Source organism: Pseudomonas grimontii, assembly GCF_007858185.1.
GTDB lineage: Bacteria > Pseudomonadota > Gammaproteobacteria > Pseudomonadales > Pseudomonadaceae > Aquipseudomonas > Aquipseudomonas grimontii.
This window is the reverse complement of sequence record NZ_VFES01000044.1, coordinates 1-18,942: the sequence shown is the minus strand read 5'-3', so window position 1 is coordinate 18,942 and position 18,942 is coordinate 1. Positions and strand designations below refer to the sequence as shown.

The following is an 18,942-nucleotide window of genomic DNA, read 5'->3' as shown; positions in this document are numbered from 1 at the left end:
GCCCAACGCAGCCTCGCTTGCGCTCGGCAGCTGCTACGGGTGAGATGGCGCGTAGCAGCTGCCGAGCCCTGGCGAGGCTGCGTGAGGCCCTCACAAACACCCAGCATCACGATGAATCGCCGCGAGAACGTGGATGGTCAGTGATGTCGGCGGTGTGCCCAATGCAGCCTCGCTTGCGCTCGGCAGCTGCTACGGATTTGCGCGGTGTTGGATAAGACGGTATCTACGGGATACATGGGCTTTTAAAGCCACCAGACATCCCACAGCGGGTAGTCGTGAACACGCCTGACCAGCCCTGCACGAATGGGGTTACACACCACGTAACGTGCAAAGTCTTTCAAGTCCACTTCGCGCCGAACACCACGGTCATGATAGCCCTTTTGCCATAACCGCCCCTTACGACCTAGAGCACCGTTAACCGTTAGGCTGCTGCGCGATTTAATTCGACACATCAGTTCCGCCAACGTCCGCTCCTGGAGTTGAACCAGCCAATGCATATGGTCTGGCATGACCACAAAGGCCAGAGAGTTAACCCAATCATCCTCGTGGGCTTCTCGAAACTGCTTCACAACCAGGCGCCCGAGCCGCCAATCGTCGAAGATTGGTTCACGCCGGTTCACCACGGCGGTCAGCAAGTAAACGCCCCCTGCTTGTGACGCTCTACCGATTCGCAAACGGCCTGATTTGTTCGATGTGAGCATTCCTTGCCCCCGTTCTATTGAAAGGAGGCAAGGACGCTACAGAAAAAAACAGCTAAACAGCGAACCCAAAAAGCGACGAGATATTACCCGTCAGCGGCCCATACGAATGGTGTTCCACACCCGTGTGCGAATCCGGTCGATATTCAGCGGCATCGCTTCCAGCGCGAATAACTTGCCCATCATTTCATCGCTGGGGTAGATCTTGGTGTCGGCCTTGATCTCAGGGTCTACCAGACTATCCGCTGCACTGTTGCCGTTGGCGTAGTGCACGGAGTTGGTGATGTCCGCCATCACCTGGGGCTCCAGCAGGTAGTTCATGAACGCGTAGCCGGCCTTTTCATCGGGGGCATCGGCGGGCATGGCCACCATGTCGAACCAGATTGCGGCGCCTTCCTTGGGAATCTGATAGCCGATCTTCACGCCATTCTTGGCTTCCTTGGCGCGGCTTTCGGCTTGCAGTACGTCGCCGGAGAAACCGACCGCCACGCAGATGTCGCCATTGGCCAGGTCGCCGGTGTATTTCGAGGAGTGGAAGTACGCCACATAGGGCCGCACTTTCATCAGCAGCGCCTCGGCTTTTTTGTAGTCTTCAGGTTTTTTACTGTGGGGTGGCAGCCCCAGGTAATTAAGGGCGATAGGCAGCAGTTCCGGGCCGTTATCGAGGATGGCTACCCCGCATTTGCTGAGCTTTTCCATGTACTCGGGCTTGAAGATCAAGTCCCAGGAGTCCACCGGTGCGTTATCGCCCAGCACCGCCTTGACCTTGTCGATGTTGTAGCCGATACCGGTACTGCCCCACAGGTACGGGAAGCCATGGGCATTGCCCGGGTCGTTGTTTTCCAGGGCCTTGAGCAGCACGGGGTTGAGGTTTTTCCAGTTGGGCAACTGGCTCTTGTCGAGCTTCTTCAAGGCGCCGCCCTGGATCTGCCGCGCCATGAAGTGATTGGACGGGAACACCACGTCGTAGCCGGAGTTACCGGTCATCAGCTTGCCATCGAGGGTTTCATTGCTGTCATACACGTCGTAGCTGAAGCCGATACCGGTCTGCTTCTGGAAATTCTTCGTGGTGTCCGGCGCGATGTAGCTGGACCAGTTGTAGATCTTCACCGTCTCGGCGGCCTGGCTGATAGAGGCCACCAACATCAAGGGCAACAGGGCAATGGCTTTCATGGTTCGATTTCCTGGCGATTTTAGGGCTGTTTTTATGGCAGGCGATCAAGGATCAAAGCGTTACAAAATCAGTACGTAGGTCTTGCGCACGGTTGCCTGGATGTCCCAGATGCCGGTGCTGTTGGCCGGCAACATCAGTGCATCGCCGGCTTGTATGTGAACGATTTCACCGTTGTCAGGGGTGAAGGTGCAGCGCCCCTGGATAAAGTGGCAAAACTCCTGGGATTTGATCTGCCGACGCCAGCGGCCCGGGGTGCATTCCCAGATACCGGTCTCGACGCCGTCGCTGCGTTCAACGCTCAGGGTCGAGGCCACGGCGATCGGCTCGCCCAGGGGCACGGCCACCGGTGACGAGTCCGGCAAGTGGGCATTCAGCGTGTCTTTGAATTGAGTGATGCTCATGGGGTTTTCCCGTGTAGGTGAAACGACTTAGTGCATGAAACCTTCCATGAACCCGGCCACACCGGTCGCCAGTTTGCGGCGCCAGGGGGCGGTGTTGGGGTTGGCCAGCACCTGGTCTTCATGGACAAAACTGCGAATGATCGCGTTGTAGCCGAGCCAGCGGCACGGCTCCGGCTCCCAGGCTTTGAGCGCGTCGAGGCCGCGCTCGCGGATCACCCAGGGCTGGTGGATGAGCGGCGTGTCGCGTCCGAGGATCAGGTCGGCCAAGGTGCGACCGCCCAGGTTGGTGGCACCGACGCCCTCCCCGCCGTAACCACCGGCCAGGGCGATGCCGGTCTTGTGATCGCAGAGCATGTGCGGCCGGAAACTGCGCGACATGCCGAGGTTGCCGCCCCAGGAATGGGTAATCCGCACCTTTTTCAGCTGCGGGAAAAGTTCGCCGAACAGGTAGCGACGTAACGCCACTTCGCTGTCAGTCAAATCGAAGTTATGGCGCAATTTGCCGGCGAACTGGTAACCGCCCCGGGCACCGAACACCAGGCGGTTATCCGCCGAGCGTTGGCCATAGGTGACCTGGCGGCTACTTTCGCCAAAGGCCTGGCCGTGGCTCAGGCCGATTTCATCCCAAGTACTGGCGGGTAGCGGTTCGGTCGCGACGATCAGGCTTTGCACGGGTAACTGGTACCGACCGAGGAGTGGCAAGGTATTGGCGTAACCCTCGACAGCCGGCACCACCCAGGCAGTACGCACGCTGGCCCTGGCGGTACGCAGGCTGCCGGATTGCCAGTGGGTGACCGGACTGTTTTCATAAATCGTCACGCCCATGTTTTCCACCACCCGCGCAAGGCCGCGCACCAGCTTGGCCGGGTTGATCGTGGCGACATGGGGTGCATGGATACCGCCATAGGGCTTTGCGATACGGATCTGTTCAGCCAACTGTCGAGGGCTCAGCCAGCGGTAGTCGGCTTCGGTCAGGCCTTGGGCGTAGAGCTTGTCCAGGTAAGCACGCAGGCTGCCTTCTTGCTCGGGGTAGCGTGCGGCGCAGTACAGCGCGCCGCCCTTGCGGTAGTCGCAGTCGATGCCTTCACGGGCCAGCACCTGGGCCACTTCGTCGGGAATGCCATGCAGCAGGTCGAAGGAGGCGCGGCGCTGTTCAGGCGCAAGGCCGGCCAGCAGGCGGTCTTCGCCCAGCAGATTGCCCATCAGCCAGCCGCCGTTACGGCCCGAGGCGCCGAAGCCTGCGGTTTGCGCCTCGATAATCGCGATCTTCAGCTCGGGCGCCTGGCGTTTCAGGTAGTAGGCGGTCCACAGTCCGGTGTAGCCGGCGCCGATAATGGCCACATCGACGTCCAGGTCATGCTCAAGGGCCGGCCGCGCCAACAGCGGGTCGTCCAGTTGGTCCATCCATAAACTGATAGTGCGCCATGCCGGCATGCCAAGCTCCCCAACCACGTTTCGATGGGGGGATCCTAGAACTCCGGGTTATTCGCTGTCTTGCGCGCGTGCACGCAGGGAAATTTGTTTGACGTAGGCCTTGGGCGATTGGCCGGTGTGCTGGCGGAAGGCGCTGTAGAACGCCGACAACGAATTGAAACCGGCGGCGAAGGCCAGGTCGTCGACCTTGATCGGTGGCTGTGCTTTATCCAGCGCGGCCAGCAGATGCTGGAGCCGAGCCTGGTTGACATAGCGGTAGAAACTTTGCCCCAGCACCTGGTTGAGCAGGTAGGAAATCTGATTGCGGCTGTAGCCACATTCCTTGGCGACGCGCTGCAGGTCCAGTTCCGGGTCCAGGTAAGGCTGCTTGCGCTCGAAGTACTGCTGCAAGTCATTGGCCATATGCCCCAATTGCTGGGGCGACAGGCCCAGGCGGCTGACGCTGGGACGCTGGGCCCGGGAGGGCTGTTCATGCACCAATGACGCGTACTCATTGACGCGCCAGATCAGACCATCGCGCACGGTGATGGCCTCGCTGGTACGAAATGACACCAGTCCCTGACCACCACGCAAGGTGATGCGGTACTGGATGAACGCGGTATCGCCATCGGCGCGAATGCGGTCGGTGTGCTCAATCGCCTCGTCAGCTTCGCGGGGCATGCTGGCTTGCAGGTATGCGCGCAGTTCGGCGTAACCGACTACACGGTTCTGGAAAAAGTCGTGGTACTGGATGTCCGGGTGGTAGTAGGACATCACCCCATCCAAGTCGCGATGGCGCCAACACAGATGGTGGCGCAACACCAGGTCGCCCGTGGCGTGGGTGTGCTGGCAATCATCGTCGGGGGCAATGTCGGGCATGGAGGACTCTGCGGCGAATAAACCGTGGAGATTGCCGAAGTTCAGCGGGGTCTTCAATGCACAATTGCAGCGCCTGACTGATGGCCTTTTGCCCTGCATTGGTAAGTCATGACCTACATCAATCTTTAGGAAAACAACCGCCGAACGGGGCGAAAAAAGTCACCTTGCACTTACGAACGAATGCTATTTTTAAGCTCTTCGACGCCACGACCAGTGACGGTCATGGCCCCCCTGCCGCGAGCTAAAGGAAGCGCTCAATGAACAAGGTGGGCAACATGAACAAAGTGACGTTCCCCAACGCCTGCCAGCTGATGCGCTGGCATTTTCATCCGATGGGCTTCGAGGCGAGCATGGACGCGCCCGGCAGTATGATCGCCCGCCTGTTCGACCGCGCCAGCGGCGAGACGCTGATTGCCATTGCCGGCATCCCCTGCGCCACGGTGATGAATGCCGCCGATGTGGAGCGGATTATCGAGGCGGTGGAGGATGAATTGGAGTCGTTTGTGCCGCCGTTGTCGCTGAGGGCCTGATCCCGGCCCAGCCAACAAAAAGAAGCTCAACTGTGGGAGGGGGCTTGCTCCCGATAGTAGGGTGTCAGTCACCACCTACAGTGACTGAACCAGCGCTATCGGGTTCAAGCCCCCTCCCACATTGGAATCGCATTTGTCCCCTACGAATGGCGCTGATCGTCGAAAAACGCTTTCTTGCCGTCAACCCGCTCCGAGGCCTTGGGCACATTCACTGCCTGGCCTTCGGGCTTCTCCACGTACCAGTAGCAATGGCTCACGGCCCGGGTAATCCCGACGTAGGCCAGGCGCAGCACTTCGTCCTTTTGCGCAGTGTCATAGGGCTCGCTGTCCCCGTCCTTGCCCAAGCCCGCCATGCGGTACACCTGGTTCTTGTAGGGCGAACTGGTCAGATGCTGGCAATCACCGAGCAGGAACACCGCATCCGCCTGCAGGCCCTTGGCGCTGTGGTACGTCAGCTGCTTCAACCTGCGCGCCGCCGCAGGCAAGCTAGAATCAACATTAACAATCGACTGAATATGCTCTTGAATCAGTATCTTATCGCTACTTTTTCGATACAGCATTAATACTGAATCGCCCCTTTGATAATGCTCCAGCAGCTGCCGACCCAGCGCTGCATCGTCGCGCTCCACTACTGTGACCGGCACCAACGCTTTTGGCGTGCCGCTGGCCTTGGCCTTTTTCCCGGGGATGGCCGGCGCGGCGCGCACAATATGTTCGGCGGCGTCGATGATGTGCTGATGGCTGCGGTAGTTCTCGCTGAGCATCACGCGGGTCGTGCTCGGCGATGGGAATTCCTGGTTGAATTCCATGAAGTACTTGGGCGAACTGCCGCGCCAGCCGTAGATCGACTGCCAGTCATCGCCCACGCACAGCAAGGACGATCGTTGCGCGCCACGGCCCACATGCATCGCCGGGCCACGGCTGCGGATTTCCCGCAGGCTGGCGCGTATCCACGAGACGATCTGTGGCGATACGTCCTGGAATTCGTCGATCATCAGGTGCGACATCGGCCGCAGCAGCGGATCGCTGAGCAGCTTGAGGTTTTCCGGGGTGTTTTCGCCAAACAGCGAGAACATGCGGTTATAGGTCATGATCGGCGGCGACTGGTCGAGAAGATGGTCTTCCAGGGCTTTCCAGAAAATGCTCAGGGCTTCAAAGAAGTACCGGTCCGGATCGTCCTTGGCGAAGCTCATCTGGCCGACGGCGGTGGGTACGTCCAGCCCCAGGTTCTCGATAAAGCCGGCCGCCATCACGAAACTGTCCAGCAGCGGCGCCGACGCCAGCTCGCCCTTGACCTTGTAATCAAAGCCGGGACCCGCGCTCGCATCACCGGCGAAGCTGCTTAAAAGACGCTTTGACGAATCATAGCTATCAAGCCATATCAAAGGCTTATGACAGAAAGCTTGAAACAGAGTGCGCTTTACCGCCCACTCTGCGCGTACCGACAGCTTCGAGTTAGGCCGACTGATCTGGGCGTTTTCCCTGGAGTCAAAGCCCAGCACCACCCACGCATCCAGCTCCGGGATGTAGCCATGGCAGTGAAACTGCGCGCCATTGATTTCGAAGCGCTGGCGACTGGGCTCAATCCCCTTGATCGGCCAGGCGCCGGCACGAAACCACAGGTCTTCGATCACATCGCAGAGCTCTTCATCGCGCTTGGCCGCCAGTTCGGTTACCGCCACGCGTTTTTGTACATCCGGATGATCGTGCTCCAGCTCCCGCAGTTGCAGGCCGTGGCGCGCCAGCGGTGCAATCAGCTCACGAAACCGCGCGTGCTGGCCATGCAAACGGTGATAGCAGGCATTCATCTGCTGGCGCTGGGCGTCGCTGATGCGCAGGTCGAACGGGTTGCTGTCAGCGTCTTCGAAACCGGCACTGAGGTTTTCGAACGCCTGCAGGCGTTCGAAACCCGGCAGGCTGCGGACCATCGGCAGGATTCGCGAGTGAAAGGTGCGCACCACCGCCTGGGCTTCTTTCATGCCAAGGGGTTGGCCCCACAGGTTGAGAATTTCCATGAGCTTGTTGATGAAGTCTTTGCGCGACTCGCGGGTGAAGGTCACCACGGTCATCGAGCTCAATTCGAAGCCCAGGTAATGGGTGAGCAGCAAAATGCGCAATACCAGCGAGGTGGATTTACCCGCACCGGCGCCGGCGATCACCGAGGTTGACGGCGTGTCGCTGAAGATCATCTTCCATTGCGCCGCACTTGGCTGGGCATGGGCCGGTAGCAACCGAGCCACGTCAGCCTTGATGCGTTTCTTCACGTCGGCGCTCAAGGGCAGCCGCCAATCATCGAACAGGCTGTCATCGACGCCGGGCGCGCGGTGCTCATCGGGACGGAAGTCGCGGATCAACAGGACTTGCCGGCCTTCCTCAATGCCATCGGCCTTGCCCTCGCGATAGCCATACTCCACGCCGGCCTCGTGACCACTGCGAAAACCATCGGCCTGCCCATGCAACCAGGAAAACCGGTGCTGCGCGCGCAAACGCGTCAGGCCATGGCCAAACAGGCGCGCGGCGAGGCGCTTGAGCAGAGGCATTTCCGCCAAGGGGCGCAGTTCGGGGGGCAGATCAGGCTTGTGTTGCGACACGCGGACTCCTGCGATGAGCTGGGTTTTGACAAGTGCGCCATGGTCGCCGGAATCGGCGCTCAGTTCCAGCCAATTGCTTTACGGTCATGCAGTTAGGCGATGAAGTGAAAGTCAAAACGCCAGTAACCAATCTAATCCATCGATAGAATTCAGGCATTTTTTACGCTTTTTATCGATCATGAGCTCCCGGATCATAGGCGCCATCAACAGGAGACGATCATGTTAGAACTTCGACCTTTCAACGCCCTGGGCGGCGCCCACCATGGCTGGCTTGACGCCCATCACCACTTTTCATTTGCCGAATACCACGACCCCAAGCGCATGCACTGGGGCAACCTGCGGGTGTGGAACGACGACATCATTGCCCCCGGCACTGGCTTCCCGCAGCACCCCCATCGCGACATGGAGATCATCACCTACGTGCGTGAAGGCGCGATCAGCCACGCCGACAACCTGGGCAACAAGGGCCGCACCGAGGCTGGGGATGTGCAGGTGATGAGCGCAGGCACCGGGATCGCCCACAGCGAGTACAACCTGGAAGCCACGCCCACCAAGATCTTCCAGATCTGGATCATCCCGAACGAGGCAGGCCTGCCACCCTCCTGGGGCGCCAAGCCGTTTCCGAAGGGTAATCGCGAAGGGTTTGTAACCCTGGCCAGTGGCAAGGCTGGAGATAACGTGAGCTTGCGCATTCGTGCGGATGCGCGCCTGGTAGCAGCGAACCTGAAAGCCGGGGAAAGCGCGCAATACCGCTTGGACAGCGGGCGTCGTGCTTACCTGGTGCCGGCTACCGGAGTGATTGAAGTCAACGGCTTGCGTGCGCAAGCTCGAGACGGTGTGGCGGTGGAGGATGAGTCAGTGTTACGGGTGACGGCCATCGAAGACAGCGAGATCGTGCTGGTCGACCTGGCCTGAGCCAGCGCTTTGGCCCAATAAAATGTGGGAGGGCTTGCCCCTCCCACATGGGTTTTGCGGTGTTATTCAGAGATGGCGCCGTCTACCAGCACCTGCGCTTCTTCCACCAGCTGCTTGAGGTGGTCCTCGCCAATGAAACTCTCGGCGTAGATCTTGTAGATGTCCTCGGTGCCCGATGGCCGCGCGGCGAACCAGCCGTTTTCGGTCATGACTTTCAAGCCGCCAATCGCCTGGTTGTTGCCCGGCGCATGGCTGAGGATCTGCTGGATGCTCTCCCCGGCCAGTTCGGTGGACGTCACCTGCTGCGGCGACAGCTTGCCCAGCAGGGCCTTCTGCGCCGGCGTGGCCTTGGCGTCGACACGAATGGCGAATGGCTCGCCGAGGGCATCGGTAAGGCCACGGTAGATCTGGCTCGGGTCCTGGCCTTTGCGCGAGGTCATTTCCGCGGCCAGCAATGCCGGGATCAGGCCGTCCTTGTCGGTGCTCCACACCGTGCCGTCCTTACGCAGGAACGATGCACCCGCGCTTTCTTCCCCGCCAAAGCCCAATGAGCCGTCGAACAGGCCGTCGGCGAACCACTTGAAGCCCACCGGCACTTCGTAGAGGCGACGGCCAATGCGCGCGGCCACGCGATCGATCAGGCCGCTGCTGACCACGGTCTTGCCTACGGCCGCGTCGGCGCGCCACTCGGGACGGTTCTGGAACAGGTAGTCGATGGAGACCGCCAGGTAGTTGTTCGGCGCCAACAGGCCGCCGGACGGGGTCACGATGCCATGACGGTCGTGGTCCGGATCGCAGGCGAAGGCCACGTCGAAGCGCTCCTTGAGACCGATCAGGCCTTGCATGGCGTAGCTGGAGGATGGGTCCATGCGGATCTGCCCGTCCCAGTCGACGCTCATGAAGCGGAACGTGGCATCGACTTCGGTGTTCACTACGTCCAGGTTCAGGCGGTAGTGCTCGGCAATCGCCGACCAGTAGCGCACCCCTGCTCCGCCCAGCGGGTCCACGCCCAGGCGCAGGTTGGCGCTGCGGATGGCGTCCATGTCGATCACGTTGATCAGGTCGGCCACGTAGCTGTTGAGGTAATCATGGCGATGGGTGGTGTCGGCCTTGAGCGCCTGGGCATGGGTGATGCGCTTGACCCCGGCCAGTTTATTGGCCAGCAGCTCGTTGGCCTTGGCTTCGATCCACTTGGTGACGTGGGTATCGGCCGGGCCACCGTTAGGCGGGTTGTACTTGTAGCCACCACTTTGCGGCGGGTTATGGGACGGCGTGATAACAATGCCGTCAGCCAGGCCGCTGGTACGGCCACGGTTGTAGCAGATGATGGCGTGGGAAATCGCCGGGGTTGGCGTGTATTCATCGCCTTCGGCCAGCATCACGTGCACACCATTGGCGGCCAGCACTTCCAGCGCGCTGGCGCCGGCCGGGGTCGACAACGCGTGGGTATCCAGGCCAACAAACAACGGGCCGTTGATGCCTTGGGCTTCGCGATACAGGCAGATGGCTTGGCTGATGGCAAGCACATGCCATTCGTTGAAGCTCAGTTCGAACGAGCTGCCACGGTGCCCGGAGGTACCAAAGGCTACGCGCTGGGTGGAGATCGCTGCATCAGGCTGGCCGGTGTAATAGGCCGTGACCAGTCGCGGGATGTCCACCAGCAACTGGGCCGGCGCCGGCTTGCCCGCAAAAGGACTGATTGTCATGCATAAACCTCGGATAGAAGGATTCGGAAAAATGGCAGTTTACTGAGAGTTTGACTACTGCGCGACGGTATCGATCCTACATCGTTAAGAGAAACTTCAACCAGTCTGCGCCTGGCGCAATGCGTCGCTCAATGCCGCCAGGGCAATATCAAGATTGGGTTGCCCGTGAAAGGTGTGACTCAGGCGCAGGTTCTGCTGGTGCAAGCCACTGACACTGAACAGCTCGCCAGGCGCGATCACCACCTGCCGTGCCAGCAGGCGCTGAAATGCCTGGCGCATGTCCACCGCACGGGTGGACGCCAGCCAGAACGTGGCACCGGCGGCCGGCATCCGATAGGTCACCTGGTCACCCAAGTGCTGCTCCAGGCGCCGGCTCATCTGCGCGGCCTGCTCGCCCAAGCGCTGGCGCAACGTGCGCAGGTGCTGATCAATCCGCCCGCTTTGGTACAGGCGGGCAATCGCGCGCTGGCGGATTGACGATAAGCGGAATGAGCGCAGCAGGAACTGGCGCTGCAACTCATTGCTCATGCGCCGGCACAGCAGATACCCGTAGGGAGCTTCCGAGCCGAGCACTTTCTCGAACGAAGAAAACACGATCAGCCGCTCAGGGTTCACCAGTTCGCGCAATGCCGTGTGGGGGGCTGCGAAACCCAGCTCACCAAAGGTGTCGTTTTCAAGCAACCAGCAACCGTACTGACCCAGCAGATTTGCCACGTCGACACGCTCGTCGATTGACATGGCCACCCCGCAGGGCAGGCTGACGGAAGACGAGAGCAACACCAGATGCACCGATTCATCGCGCAACAGCCTACCCAGCGCCGTCCTGTCCAGGCCGCCCTCCGGCGTCCAGGGCAGCTCGATGACCCGCACCCCGGCGTCCTGCAACAGGCGCAGGATCAGCCAGTCGCAAGGCGATTCCACAATCACAGTGGTGCCCCGCAGGCCCAGCACCTCGATCAGAATGTCCAGCACGCCACGCAGGTCGGCACCGATATACACGTCATCGGCGTGCCAGCAGCGCGTAGGCGACGAGGTATAGCGTGCGGCCAGCGCTGCGCGTAACTCCCACACGCCGCAAGGCTGGGACCAGGGCTGCAGATTTGGCGGGTATTGGCGCACCAGCTCCCGCTCCAGTCGCAGCAGTGTTTCATCCAGGGAACCCAGCAATGCCGGCTCGTCACCACTGAGTACCACCATGCCGGGACGCCGGGCTGCCGCGTAGAGACGGTCAAGCAGATCACCACCCGCCCATACCAGGGAGTTCGCCGACATCGGCCAGGCGTAATAACCGGATTTGGCCACCGAATAGACCCTGCCCTCCTTCTCCAGCAGCGCATAGGCGTACTGGATCGTCGAGATCGACACGTTCAGGCGCTCGGCCAATTGCCGCAACGACGGCAGTTTTACCCGGGTGTCGGTACTGACCTCGTTGATCAGACTGATCATGTAGCGATAGACCGCCTGATACGCGAAATCCGCCTGACGCTCGCCGCGCAGCGTCATCGCCCGAACAATGGCACGGCCTGCGCGGCGCCCTGGGCCGCACCGACGCAAGACGTGCCGTTCTCGCCGGCCAGCGGCCGTTTGCGGTACAGGTGTTGCAACAAGGGCATCGGTAAGCCGCTGGTGTCCGTTACCCATTGCTGCAGCATTTCGGCGGAGCCGTTGCCCTGGAGGACCTTGTGCAACTCAGGAAGTGCCACCAGCATGCCCGGATGACAGTGGCGCAAATAACCCTCGAGTCGCTCTCCGTGATGCAGAAACGGCGAGAACAGCAGGCAGGTCAGTTGGGTCTCATCCAGGCCGAAGAACTGCTGGGCGTAAGTACTCCACAGCATACGCCCTTCGCGGGTCCCGGCCTGCATGAGCAAGTCGTCGGGCATGCGCAGGCGTCGCATGTACGCATTTGCCTGCTTAATAAAGCTTTCGACCCCTTCTTCATAATCCAGCCCGCGCAGGCATTCGGCCTGCAGCCCGCGCAGGTGAGCCATCAGCAATGGATTGGAATAGGCCGGATGGCTGAAGTAAAAACCCAGTGGATCGGGAATATAGGCCATGAACTCGGTCAGCAAGGATGTCGACGCGATGTCGACATCTTCCAGCAGGTCGGCGATGCCGATGTAGGCCAAGTGACGATGCCCCACCGTGCTGGGGTTGTCGCTGTCCATGTAATGCTCACCGAACACATCACGGTAATAACCGGTGCTCCACTCGTCCATGCGCGCGAACAACGCGTTGAGCGACAGCGGATGCCCCTTGGGAACACGGATGCCTGCGCCCTGGGCGGTTTTCTTGAGCCAGGCAAGAAACTGACTTTGCTTACGCGGGGAGTCGCCACTGACCAGCGCGTGGACGCCGCCGTTGCAGGTGGTGACACGCTGGTAAAAATCACCGACGGCCAGGTAAGTGTCGTTGCACAGTGTGGCCCGGCAGTCCCCGGCGCTCAGATGGCCCACCATCAACATATTGCGCTGGCTGATCTTTCGCCCGCTCGCTGAGGCTGGACGCTGGTGATTGAAGGGCTGTACTTCCTGGTTTTCCACCATCAACAACTCGACGCGCGGGTCATCGTGGAGAAACAGCCGGCCGTAGCCGCGATTGAGGGTATCGAGCTGCCCTTCGGTCATGCCCGCATGCCGTAGCGTCGCGACCCTCAGTTGAAAGGTGCGCGGCGCACGACCAGCAATGGTCAGTTGAGCAGCTCGGAGCAACGCCAGGGTATAGCTGCTGACTTCACCACCACCGTGGGCCACCAGAACTTTGAAATCCCCCACCTGCTCCATTCCCCCCGCCGCGACGATGATTCGCTGGACCAATAACTGGAGCGCTGTACGTCCGGAGCGAGTGAAATGCCCGATCAAACGTTGCAGAACTTGCTGGTAAACATGATTCATAGCCTGTTCGTGAATAGTGCTCATAGTTCTACTACCCGAGTTGAAATATCAGTTTCAAGCAACTGCTGAGAGTGTTTGCTTGACCTATTTTGCGTGTAGGAAAATCGCGCACCGTACTGTGCGTCGATGATTAAACACTAGCACCGCGCAATAAAACGATGTGGATTGCCCGTGGAGCATCACTCACCTGCACAAGCGCATAACCCAATGAAATAGATGGAAAATTCATTTTTAGCGCTAGACTTAGGACTCTTCCGACAAGCTCCTACGCTTTTTTAACCAGACTTTTAAAGAAGTGTCCGACAATAGACTCAAACAACTTTTCCATTTGCATGGCAGGTACGCTTTATGACCGCGCCCACCTTCCCGAGTCCGCATGTGTGTCGCATCGATAGTTCGAACAACTATCTGCAGCCGTGCCAGAGATTCAATCATTGCTCAATCCTTGAGATGAAAGTGAAGGCGCAATTATCAGTGCTGGAATAATGATTAATAGATACAGAAGCGAGCCGAAAACCAGCTCAGATGGGCGACCGATGTCGCATAAATGGTGCACATACAACGACGCCGCACTGGGAATCAGGGCGGCGTGAGGGAGGAAGGGCCGGATTTGCGGGCTAAAGTGCCAGGGCGGCACCTTCTGGGGCGGGCGGGTTAAGCCCTGTAAAATGGCGCATTTGCCCCATGCGCTCAGGCGTCGGAGTACTCATTTACGAATACTCCTACAGCTCAAACAGCCGCAACCTGCAACGCAACCCGCTCGCGGCACGGGCATTCGTCCATATAACGGTGCGCTTCGACAAACTGATTGAACGGAAACACCGTGGTTTTCAGAGGAACGAGCACACGATCTGCGGTCAGTTGGTTGATGTCGCGCAACGCGCGCTGCAAGGCTACCTGGTCCTGGATGATGCCCAGTTCCGGTTTGCCGGTGAAGTTACCGATGCAGTGCACAAAGAACTGAATGTTCTTCTGGAACGCCGCACACGCCGGGAACGGTGTCTGGTTACCGCCCTGCAAGCCATACAGCACCAGGCTGCCACGGGGCGCCAGCACATCACCGAGCAACGACATCTGCGGGCCGCCCAAGCCATCGAATACCACATCGACGCCGCGGTTCTCGGTGAACTTGTTGATTTGCATCAGCAGGTCCTGTTCCTCGGTGACGATGACCTTTTCTGCGCCAAGAGAGAGCAGGTACTCGCGCTCTGCGCTGTCCTTGGTGGCGGCAATCACCCGCACACCCAGGGCCTTGCCCAGTTGTACAAACGAAGGGCCGGCGCAGTGGCTGGCGTCGGTCACCAGGGCAAACTGCCCGGGCTTGACCCGTGCCAAGTCCACATACGCAAAGTAGGCAATCAGCAGCGGCGTGTAGTGCACGCTGGCTTCGATGGGGCTCAAGACGTCCGGGTAGCGGGTCAGGGCCGAACGGGGCAGGACGATCTGTTCGCCATACACCGGGTAATCATTGGGGCTCTCGGCCGGAAAACTGGCCACTTTATCGCCCACTGCCAAGTCATCCACGCCGTCGCCCAAGGCCACAACCACCCCGGCCATCTCATGGCCAAGGCCGGATGGAAGACGTGCGTGGGAAGACGCCAGGTTCTGGCGCCACAAAATGTCATACCAGCTGATGCCAATCGCCTCGACACGCACCTGCACTTCGCCCGGTGCGGGCTGCGCGGCTGCATGCTCTTCGCACTTGAGCACCTCGGCCGGACCAAACTTGTGAAAACGGATCGTGCGGGACATCGCAAACCTCGTCAAAGTAACCTCTATTGCCATGAACTCTATCTGGGCTTTACGGCTAAGACCACCGGTCGCCGTTAATAGTCGACATGTCTGTCATTGATTCCGCATCTGAGGAATAGACCTCAAGTATCGTAGGAAAACTCAATTAGCCGGTGCAGAGTACCAGCCTTTCCCCGTAAGATTCATACCGGTCACGCGTCTGAATGGACCTTCAGGGCTCTTATATGGCCGCTCTCGTCAAGTAAAGCTGACTCTTCCAGGACACAAGATGAACCGTAACGACCTGCGTCGTGTCGACCTTAACCTCTTGATCGTATTCGAAACCTTGATGCATGAGCGCAGTGTGACCCGCGCGGCCGAGAAATTATTCCTTGGTCAGCCAGCCATCAGCGCAGCGTTGTCGCGCCTGCGCGGGCTGTTCGATGACCCGCTGTTCGTGCGCACCGGGCGCAGCATGGAGCCATCGGCCCGCGCCGTGGAAATATTCGCCCTGCTCTCCCCGGCCCTGGACTCGATTTCCACCGCTGTGAGCCGCGCCGCCGAGTTCGACCCGGCCACCAGCACGGCGGTGTTCCGCATCGGCCTGTCCGACGACGTCGAATTCGCCCTGCTGCCCCAACTGCTCAAACGCCTGCGCGCCGAAGCGCCCGGCATCGTACTGGTGGTACGCCGCGTCAATTACATCCTGATGCCCGGCCTGCTCGCCTCCGGCGAAATCTCAATCGGCGTCAGCTACACCGCCGACCTGCCGGCCAACGCCAAACGCAAAGTGCTGCGCCGCAGCCTGCCGAAACTGCTGCGCGCCGACAGCGTGCCGGGCTCCCTGAGCCTGGACGACTTCTGCGCCCGCCCCCACGCACTGGTGTCGTTCGCCGGCGACTTGAGCGGGTTCATCGATGAAGAGCTGGAGAAGCTCGACCGCAAGCGCCATGTGGTACTGGCAGTACCGCAGTTCAACGGGCTGGGGACATTGCTGGCAGGCACCGACATTGTCGCCATCGTGCCGGACTACGCGGCCGAAGCACTCACGGCCGCGGGAGGCTTGCGGGCAGAAGAACCACCATTGCCGGTGCGCACGTTCGAATTGCACATGGCGTGGCGTGGGTCGCAGGACAATGATCCGGGGGAGCGGTGGTTGAGGTCGCGGATTCAGATGTTTTTTGGGGACCCCGATAGTCTGTAGCGGAATTCCACTAAATTCCATAAAACCGTTTAATAACAAGAAGTTATTGGTTTTTTAAGTCTATAGCCGTCTGTCTAAATCCAATGAATTCCACGACTCATGGGGGCATAATTGGGGGCAAATTTCGGTTCCTTAAAAAGGATGCCCCCACCGATGCCCCCAAATAATCCGGTTGTTTTCAAACGAAAACTCAGCGATGCCTTGATCCGCTCACTGACCGAACCTGGCAAACACGCCGATGGCGAAGTTCCTGGCCTCTACTTGGAGGTGAGGGCGTCGAGTAAGGTCGGCAAATCCCCTTCCAAGGTTTGGCGATTGAAGTATCGGCTGCATGGGAAGGAAAACCGCTTCTCCATCGGCGCTTACCCCGACATTAGCCTCAAGGAGGCGCGCGACATTGCCCGCGGCGCACGCCGCGACGTGGCTAACCACACCGCTCCGCTCAAGGCCAAGACCGCCAAGATCGAGGCACAGTTGCTCAATGAAGAGCGCACCTTCGCTTACGTGGCCGAGCAATGGTTGGCATTCAAGTCTGCCGAACTGGTGACCAAATCCATCTCGGGCTTTACCGGAGCGCTGAACAACCACATCTTGCCTGCCATTGGCAAAAAACCGATCAGCGAGATCAAGTTGGAGCACATCACTACGATCATCACTGAGTTGCGCCGCCAGCGCACCATGGCCATGGCCCGGCGCGTGCGCACCATCATACGTGCCGTTCTGGGCTTTGCCGAAGGTCGCGGCTGGGTGGGGCGCAATGTGGCGCTCAGTAATATCGAGGAGTTGAAGATTCGCCACATCGTGACCAGCAACCCGGCGATCGAAAGGCCATCCGACCTGGGCAGGTTTCTTCTACGCCTTGATGACTGCAACGAGGGCAGCGTTGCCACAGCAATGCGTCTGCTGGTCATGTTGCCGGTCCGACCAGGCGAACTGGTGCAGATGCGCTGGGAAGATGTCGACTTGGTGGGCGCCGATTGGCGTTATGTGGTGAGCAAGACCAAGCATCTGGACAAGAGCAAACACATCGTGCCGTTGCCTGAACAAGCCTTGGTTCTGTTAGGCGAGCTACATAAAACCCGCGTGGTGGATGAAGAAGGCAAAGGCTGGGTGTTCGTCTCACCGGTTTATCCGGGACGTCCAATAAACCCGACCTCCATGCTCAAGTCCTTTCAACGCATCTGGCCAGAGTACGACATCACAGCCCACGGCTTTCGCGCGACCTACAGAACCATTGCCCACGAGCACTTGGGTATCGATCCAATCGTACTCGAACTTTCGTTATCTCACCGAATGCCAGGAGCTCTTGGAGCTGTGTATGCGCGCGCGCAACTGCTAGTGCAACGCCGGGAGGCTGCTCAGCAATGGGCTGACTATTTAGATCAGTTGCGGCAAAACGCGTCGCGAATAACCACAGATTGACGATACAGAGAATATAAATCAGGAGATCGGAGCCGGAAACGAGACTCGCATCTAGCGTCCGACCCATTGAAATCTAAGGGGTTTCTTTTCTTGCCGGAGCAGGAAAAGACTCAATTCTGGACTTGTTATTGGGGCATTTCAAGAGCAAAAAAAGGAGAAATTCCAAGGCAAGCTATTGGGTTCTGCCCATAGCCAATCGGGAGTATGTCATTAACCCGAACGCATCAATTGCTCAGGTCTTCGGGCCGCACAGCCATGTCCAGAGCAGATCGAGTAACGAGTAATTTTTTATTAATGCCGTCGGAACAAAACCTCACTCTCGAAGCTCGCCGAAAGGCTGCTTTTACGCGAGCTACCCTTCACTACCGGCGGCTCTCATTCCGAAGTGGTCATCGAACCTTGCGGCATCCATTTTGCCCTCCTGCTGACTCTTTCAATCCCACCTTCAAGGACCGAACCTGTGATTGCATCCCCCGCCAAACTCCTCTTCCTGCCCGGAGCCTCAGGTAACACCCGGTTTTGGTATCCGGTTGCTGAGCGCCCGGCCCACCCGGCGCAGCAGGTCCATATCGGCTGGCCCGGCTGTGGAGACACTCCGCCATTGCCTGGCGTGACCGGCATGGATGATCTGGTGACTCGCGTGGTGGCCGAGATCGACCGACCCACAGCGCTGGTGGCGCAGTCCATGGGCGGTGTAGTCGCTGTGCTTGCAGCGCTTGACGCCCTGAACTAATCACGCACCTGACGCTGACCGTCACCTCTGGCGGGGTGGATATGTCTGCTCTGGGCGCGCATGACTGGTGCCCGAATTTTGCTGCCGCCAACCCGACACTGCCGAGTTGGTTTCTCGACGACCACACCGACCTCACGCTCCGGTTGGTCGAGTTGCGCATGCCAGTCCTGCTCCTCTGGGGGAGATTCTGATCTGATCAGCCCCGTTCGCGTCGGCGAGCGCCTTGCTCAACTGTTACCCCGCGCGGAACTACACGTTTTCCCTGGTGCCGATCACAGTCTGGGCTTTACTCACGCAGCCGAGGTGGCGAGGTTGATCGAGAGACATCTGGCCTGCTGGTGAGCGGAACACTTGTTGCCACCGCGTCGGACTGATTGTGCGGCCCCGTGCGTTTCAAGACATCTCGGATAGCGGACAGACAACCGGAAGCATATCGCTCCTAACCTCACCGGATACTCTGCGCCGCGTAGAGATGAAAAAAATTAAGCGTAGCTAAAAGTGTACGAACCAACCTTGAGGCTATGTGTAGTGGTCAACTAATCCCGGACACGACGTTAAGTTTTTTCTCGGCCTGAGCCGGTGGCAGCCCACCATTAAATTGGTGCGGTCGAATCCAGTTGTACCGGTGCATCAAAAAATGGCTGATATCCC

General features: G+C 59.4%; 15 protein-coding genes. 5 read left to right on the top strand and 10 right to left on the bottom strand.

Annotation, left to right across the window (positions count from 1 at the left end; genetic code table 11):
- Positions 1–242: 242 nt before the first annotated feature.
- The 5 genes from FIV39_RS32655 to FIV39_RS32635 all read right to left on the bottom strand — a co-directional run bounded on the left by FIV39_RS32655 (position 243) and on the right by FIV39_RS32635 (position 4,565).
- Positions 243–701: an REP-associated tyrosine transposase gene (locus tag FIV39_RS32655; protein WP_090404352.1), complete on the bottom strand. Its 459-nt coding sequence runs from the start codon at positions 699–701 to the stop codon at positions 243–245.
- 90 nt (positions 702–791) lie between these two features.
- Complete coding sequence (locus FIV39_RS32650; RefSeq protein WP_090404355.1) at positions 792–1,871, bottom strand: polyamine ABC transporter substrate-binding protein; 1,080 nt, start codon at positions 1,869–1,871, stop codon at positions 792–794.
- A gap of 60 nt (positions 1,872–1,931) precedes the next feature.
- Positions 1,932–2,273: a cupin domain-containing protein gene (locus tag FIV39_RS32645; RefSeq protein ID WP_090404357.1), complete on the bottom strand. Its 342-nt coding sequence runs from the start codon at positions 2,271–2,273 to the stop codon at positions 1,932–1,934.
- Positions 2,274–2,300: 27 nt separating this feature from the next.
- Positions 2,301–3,707, bottom strand: coding sequence for an NAD(P)/FAD-dependent oxidoreductase (locus FIV39_RS32640; RefSeq protein ID WP_090404360.1), 1,407 nt, complete (start codon positions 3,705–3,707; stop codon positions 2,301–2,303).
- A gap of 48 nt (positions 3,708–3,755) precedes the next feature.
- Positions 3,756–4,565 carry a helix-turn-helix transcriptional regulator gene (locus tag FIV39_RS32635; protein ID WP_090409983.1) on the bottom strand — a complete coding sequence of 270 codons (810 nt, stop codon included), beginning with the start codon at positions 4,563–4,565 and terminating at the stop codon, positions 3,756–3,758.
- A 257-nt stretch (positions 4,566–4,822) separates the two neighbouring features.
- On the opposite strand from FIV39_RS32635, the gene FIV39_RS32630 reads away from it, so the two are divergent.
- Complete coding sequence (locus FIV39_RS32630; RefSeq protein ID WP_003217129.1) at positions 4,823–5,095, top strand: DUF1652 domain-containing protein; 273 nt, start codon at positions 4,823–4,825, stop codon at positions 5,093–5,095.
- A gap of 140 nt (positions 5,096–5,235) precedes the next feature.
- Here the strand turns inward: FIV39_RS32630 and FIV39_RS32625 are convergent, their stop codons facing one another.
- The gene (locus tag FIV39_RS32625; RefSeq protein ID WP_090404363.1) at positions 5,236–7,686 is read right to left on the bottom strand and encodes a UvrD-helicase domain-containing protein; all 2,451 of its coding nucleotides are present in this window, start codon (positions 7,684–7,686) and stop codon (positions 5,236–5,238) included.
- A gap of 219 nt (positions 7,687–7,905) precedes the next feature.
- Here FIV39_RS32625 and FIV39_RS32620 point away from each other — a divergent pair, with 219 nt between their 5' ends.
- The gene (locus FIV39_RS32620) at positions 7,906–8,601 is read left to right on the top strand and encodes a pirin family protein (RefSeq protein ID WP_090404366.1); all 696 of its coding nucleotides are present in this window, start codon (positions 7,906–7,908) and stop codon (positions 8,599–8,601) included.
- A 62-nt stretch (positions 8,602–8,663) separates the two neighbouring features.
- Here the strand turns inward: FIV39_RS32620 and pgm are convergent, their stop codons facing one another.
- The 4 genes from pgm to FIV39_RS32600 form a co-directional block, all read right to left on the bottom strand.
- Entirely contained in the window at positions 8,664–10,307 is a 1,644-nt protein-coding gene (gene pgm / locus FIV39_RS32615; RefSeq protein WP_090404369.1) for a phosphoglucomutase (alpha-D-glucose-1,6-bisphosphate-dependent), read from the bottom strand.
- Between the two features lie 96 nt (positions 10,308–10,403).
- Complete coding sequence (locus tag FIV39_RS32610) at positions 10,404–11,810, bottom strand: aminotransferase-like domain-containing protein (RefSeq protein WP_090404372.1); 1,407 nt, start codon at positions 11,808–11,810, stop codon at positions 10,404–10,406.
- Entirely contained in the window at positions 11,807–13,225 is a 1,419-nt protein-coding gene (locus tag FIV39_RS32605) for a hypothetical protein (RefSeq protein WP_090404377.1), read from the bottom strand. Before FIV39_RS32605 ends, FIV39_RS32610 begins: the two co-directional genes overlap by 4 nt.
- A 705-nt stretch (positions 13,226–13,930) precedes the next feature.
- Positions 13,931–14,953 carry a zinc-dependent alcohol dehydrogenase family protein gene (locus tag FIV39_RS32600; protein ID WP_090404381.1) on the bottom strand — a complete coding sequence of 341 codons (1,023 nt, stop codon included), beginning with the start codon at positions 14,951–14,953 and terminating at the stop codon, positions 13,931–13,933.
- 268 nt (positions 14,954–15,221) lie between these two features.
- Here FIV39_RS32600 and FIV39_RS32595 point away from each other — a divergent pair, with 268 nt between their 5' ends.
- The 3 genes from FIV39_RS32595 to FIV39_RS33685 all read left to right on the top strand — a co-directional run bounded on the left by FIV39_RS32595 (position 15,222) and on the right by FIV39_RS33685 (position 18,291).
- Positions 15,222–16,136, top strand: a complete 915-nt coding sequence (locus FIV39_RS32595) for a LysR substrate-binding domain-containing protein (RefSeq protein WP_090404385.1) — start codon at positions 15,222–15,224, stop codon at positions 16,134–16,136.
- Positions 16,137–16,289: 153 nt separating this feature from the next.
- Positions 16,290–17,558, top strand: coding sequence for a tyrosine-type recombinase/integrase (locus tag FIV39_RS32590; protein ID WP_090404388.1), 1,269 nt, complete (start codon positions 16,290–16,292; stop codon positions 17,556–17,558).
- Between the two features lie 460 nt (positions 17,559–18,018).
- On the top strand, positions 18,019–18,291 hold the full coding sequence (locus tag FIV39_RS33685; RefSeq protein WP_244176334.1) for an alpha/beta fold hydrolase: 273 nt from the start codon (positions 18,019–18,021) through the stop codon (positions 18,289–18,291).
- Positions 18,292–18,942 lie beyond the last annotated feature (651 nt).

What these genes read in the sequence shown, in the direction of transcription:
- FIV39_RS32655 (WP_090404352.1), bottom strand. Translation starts at nt 701, where the DNA reads ATGCTCACATCGAACAAATCAGGCCGTTTGCGAATCGGTAGAGCGTCA.
- FIV39_RS32650 (WP_090404355.1), bottom strand. Translation starts at nt 1,871, where the DNA reads ATGAAAGCCATTGCCCTGTTGCCCTTGATGTTGGTGGCCTCTATCAGC.
- FIV39_RS32645 (WP_090404357.1), bottom strand. Translation starts at nt 2,273, where the DNA reads ATGAGCATCACTCAATTCAAAGACACGCTGAATGCCCACTTGCCGGAC.
- FIV39_RS32640 (WP_090404360.1), bottom strand. Translation starts at nt 3,707, where the DNA reads ATGCCGGCATGGCGCACTATCAGTTTATGGATGGACCAACTGGACGAC.
- FIV39_RS32635 (WP_090409983.1), bottom strand. Translation starts at nt 4,565, where the DNA reads ATGCCCGACATTGCCCCCGACGATGATTGCCAGCACACCCACGCCACG.
- FIV39_RS32630 (WP_003217129.1), top strand. Translation starts at nt 4,823, where the DNA reads ATGAACAAGGTGGGCAACATGAACAAAGTGACGTTCCCCAACGCCTGC.
- FIV39_RS32620 (WP_090404366.1), top strand. Translation starts at nt 7,906, where the DNA reads ATGTTAGAACTTCGACCTTTCAACGCCCTGGGCGGCGCCCACCATGGC.
- pgm (WP_090404369.1), bottom strand. Translation starts at nt 10,307, where the DNA reads ATGACAATCAGTCCTTTTGCGGGCAAGCCGGCGCCGGCCCAGTTGCTG.
- FIV39_RS32610 (WP_090404372.1), bottom strand. Translation starts at nt 11,810, where the DNA reads ATGACGCTGCGCGGCGAGCGTCAGGCGGATTTCGCGTATCAGGCGGTC.
- FIV39_RS32605 (WP_090404377.1), bottom strand. Translation starts at nt 13,225, where the DNA reads ATGAGCACTATTCACGAACAGGCTATGAATCATGTTTACCAGCAAGTT.
- FIV39_RS32600 (WP_090404381.1), bottom strand. Translation starts at nt 14,953, where the DNA reads ATGTCCCGCACGATCCGTTTTCACAAGTTTGGTCCGGCCGAGGTGCTC.
- FIV39_RS32595 (WP_090404385.1), top strand. Translation starts at nt 15,222, where the DNA reads ATGAACCGTAACGACCTGCGTCGTGTCGACCTTAACCTCTTGATCGTA.
- FIV39_RS32590 (WP_090404388.1), top strand. Translation starts at nt 16,290, where the DNA reads ATGCCCCCAAATAATCCGGTTGTTTTCAAACGAAAACTCAGCGATGCC.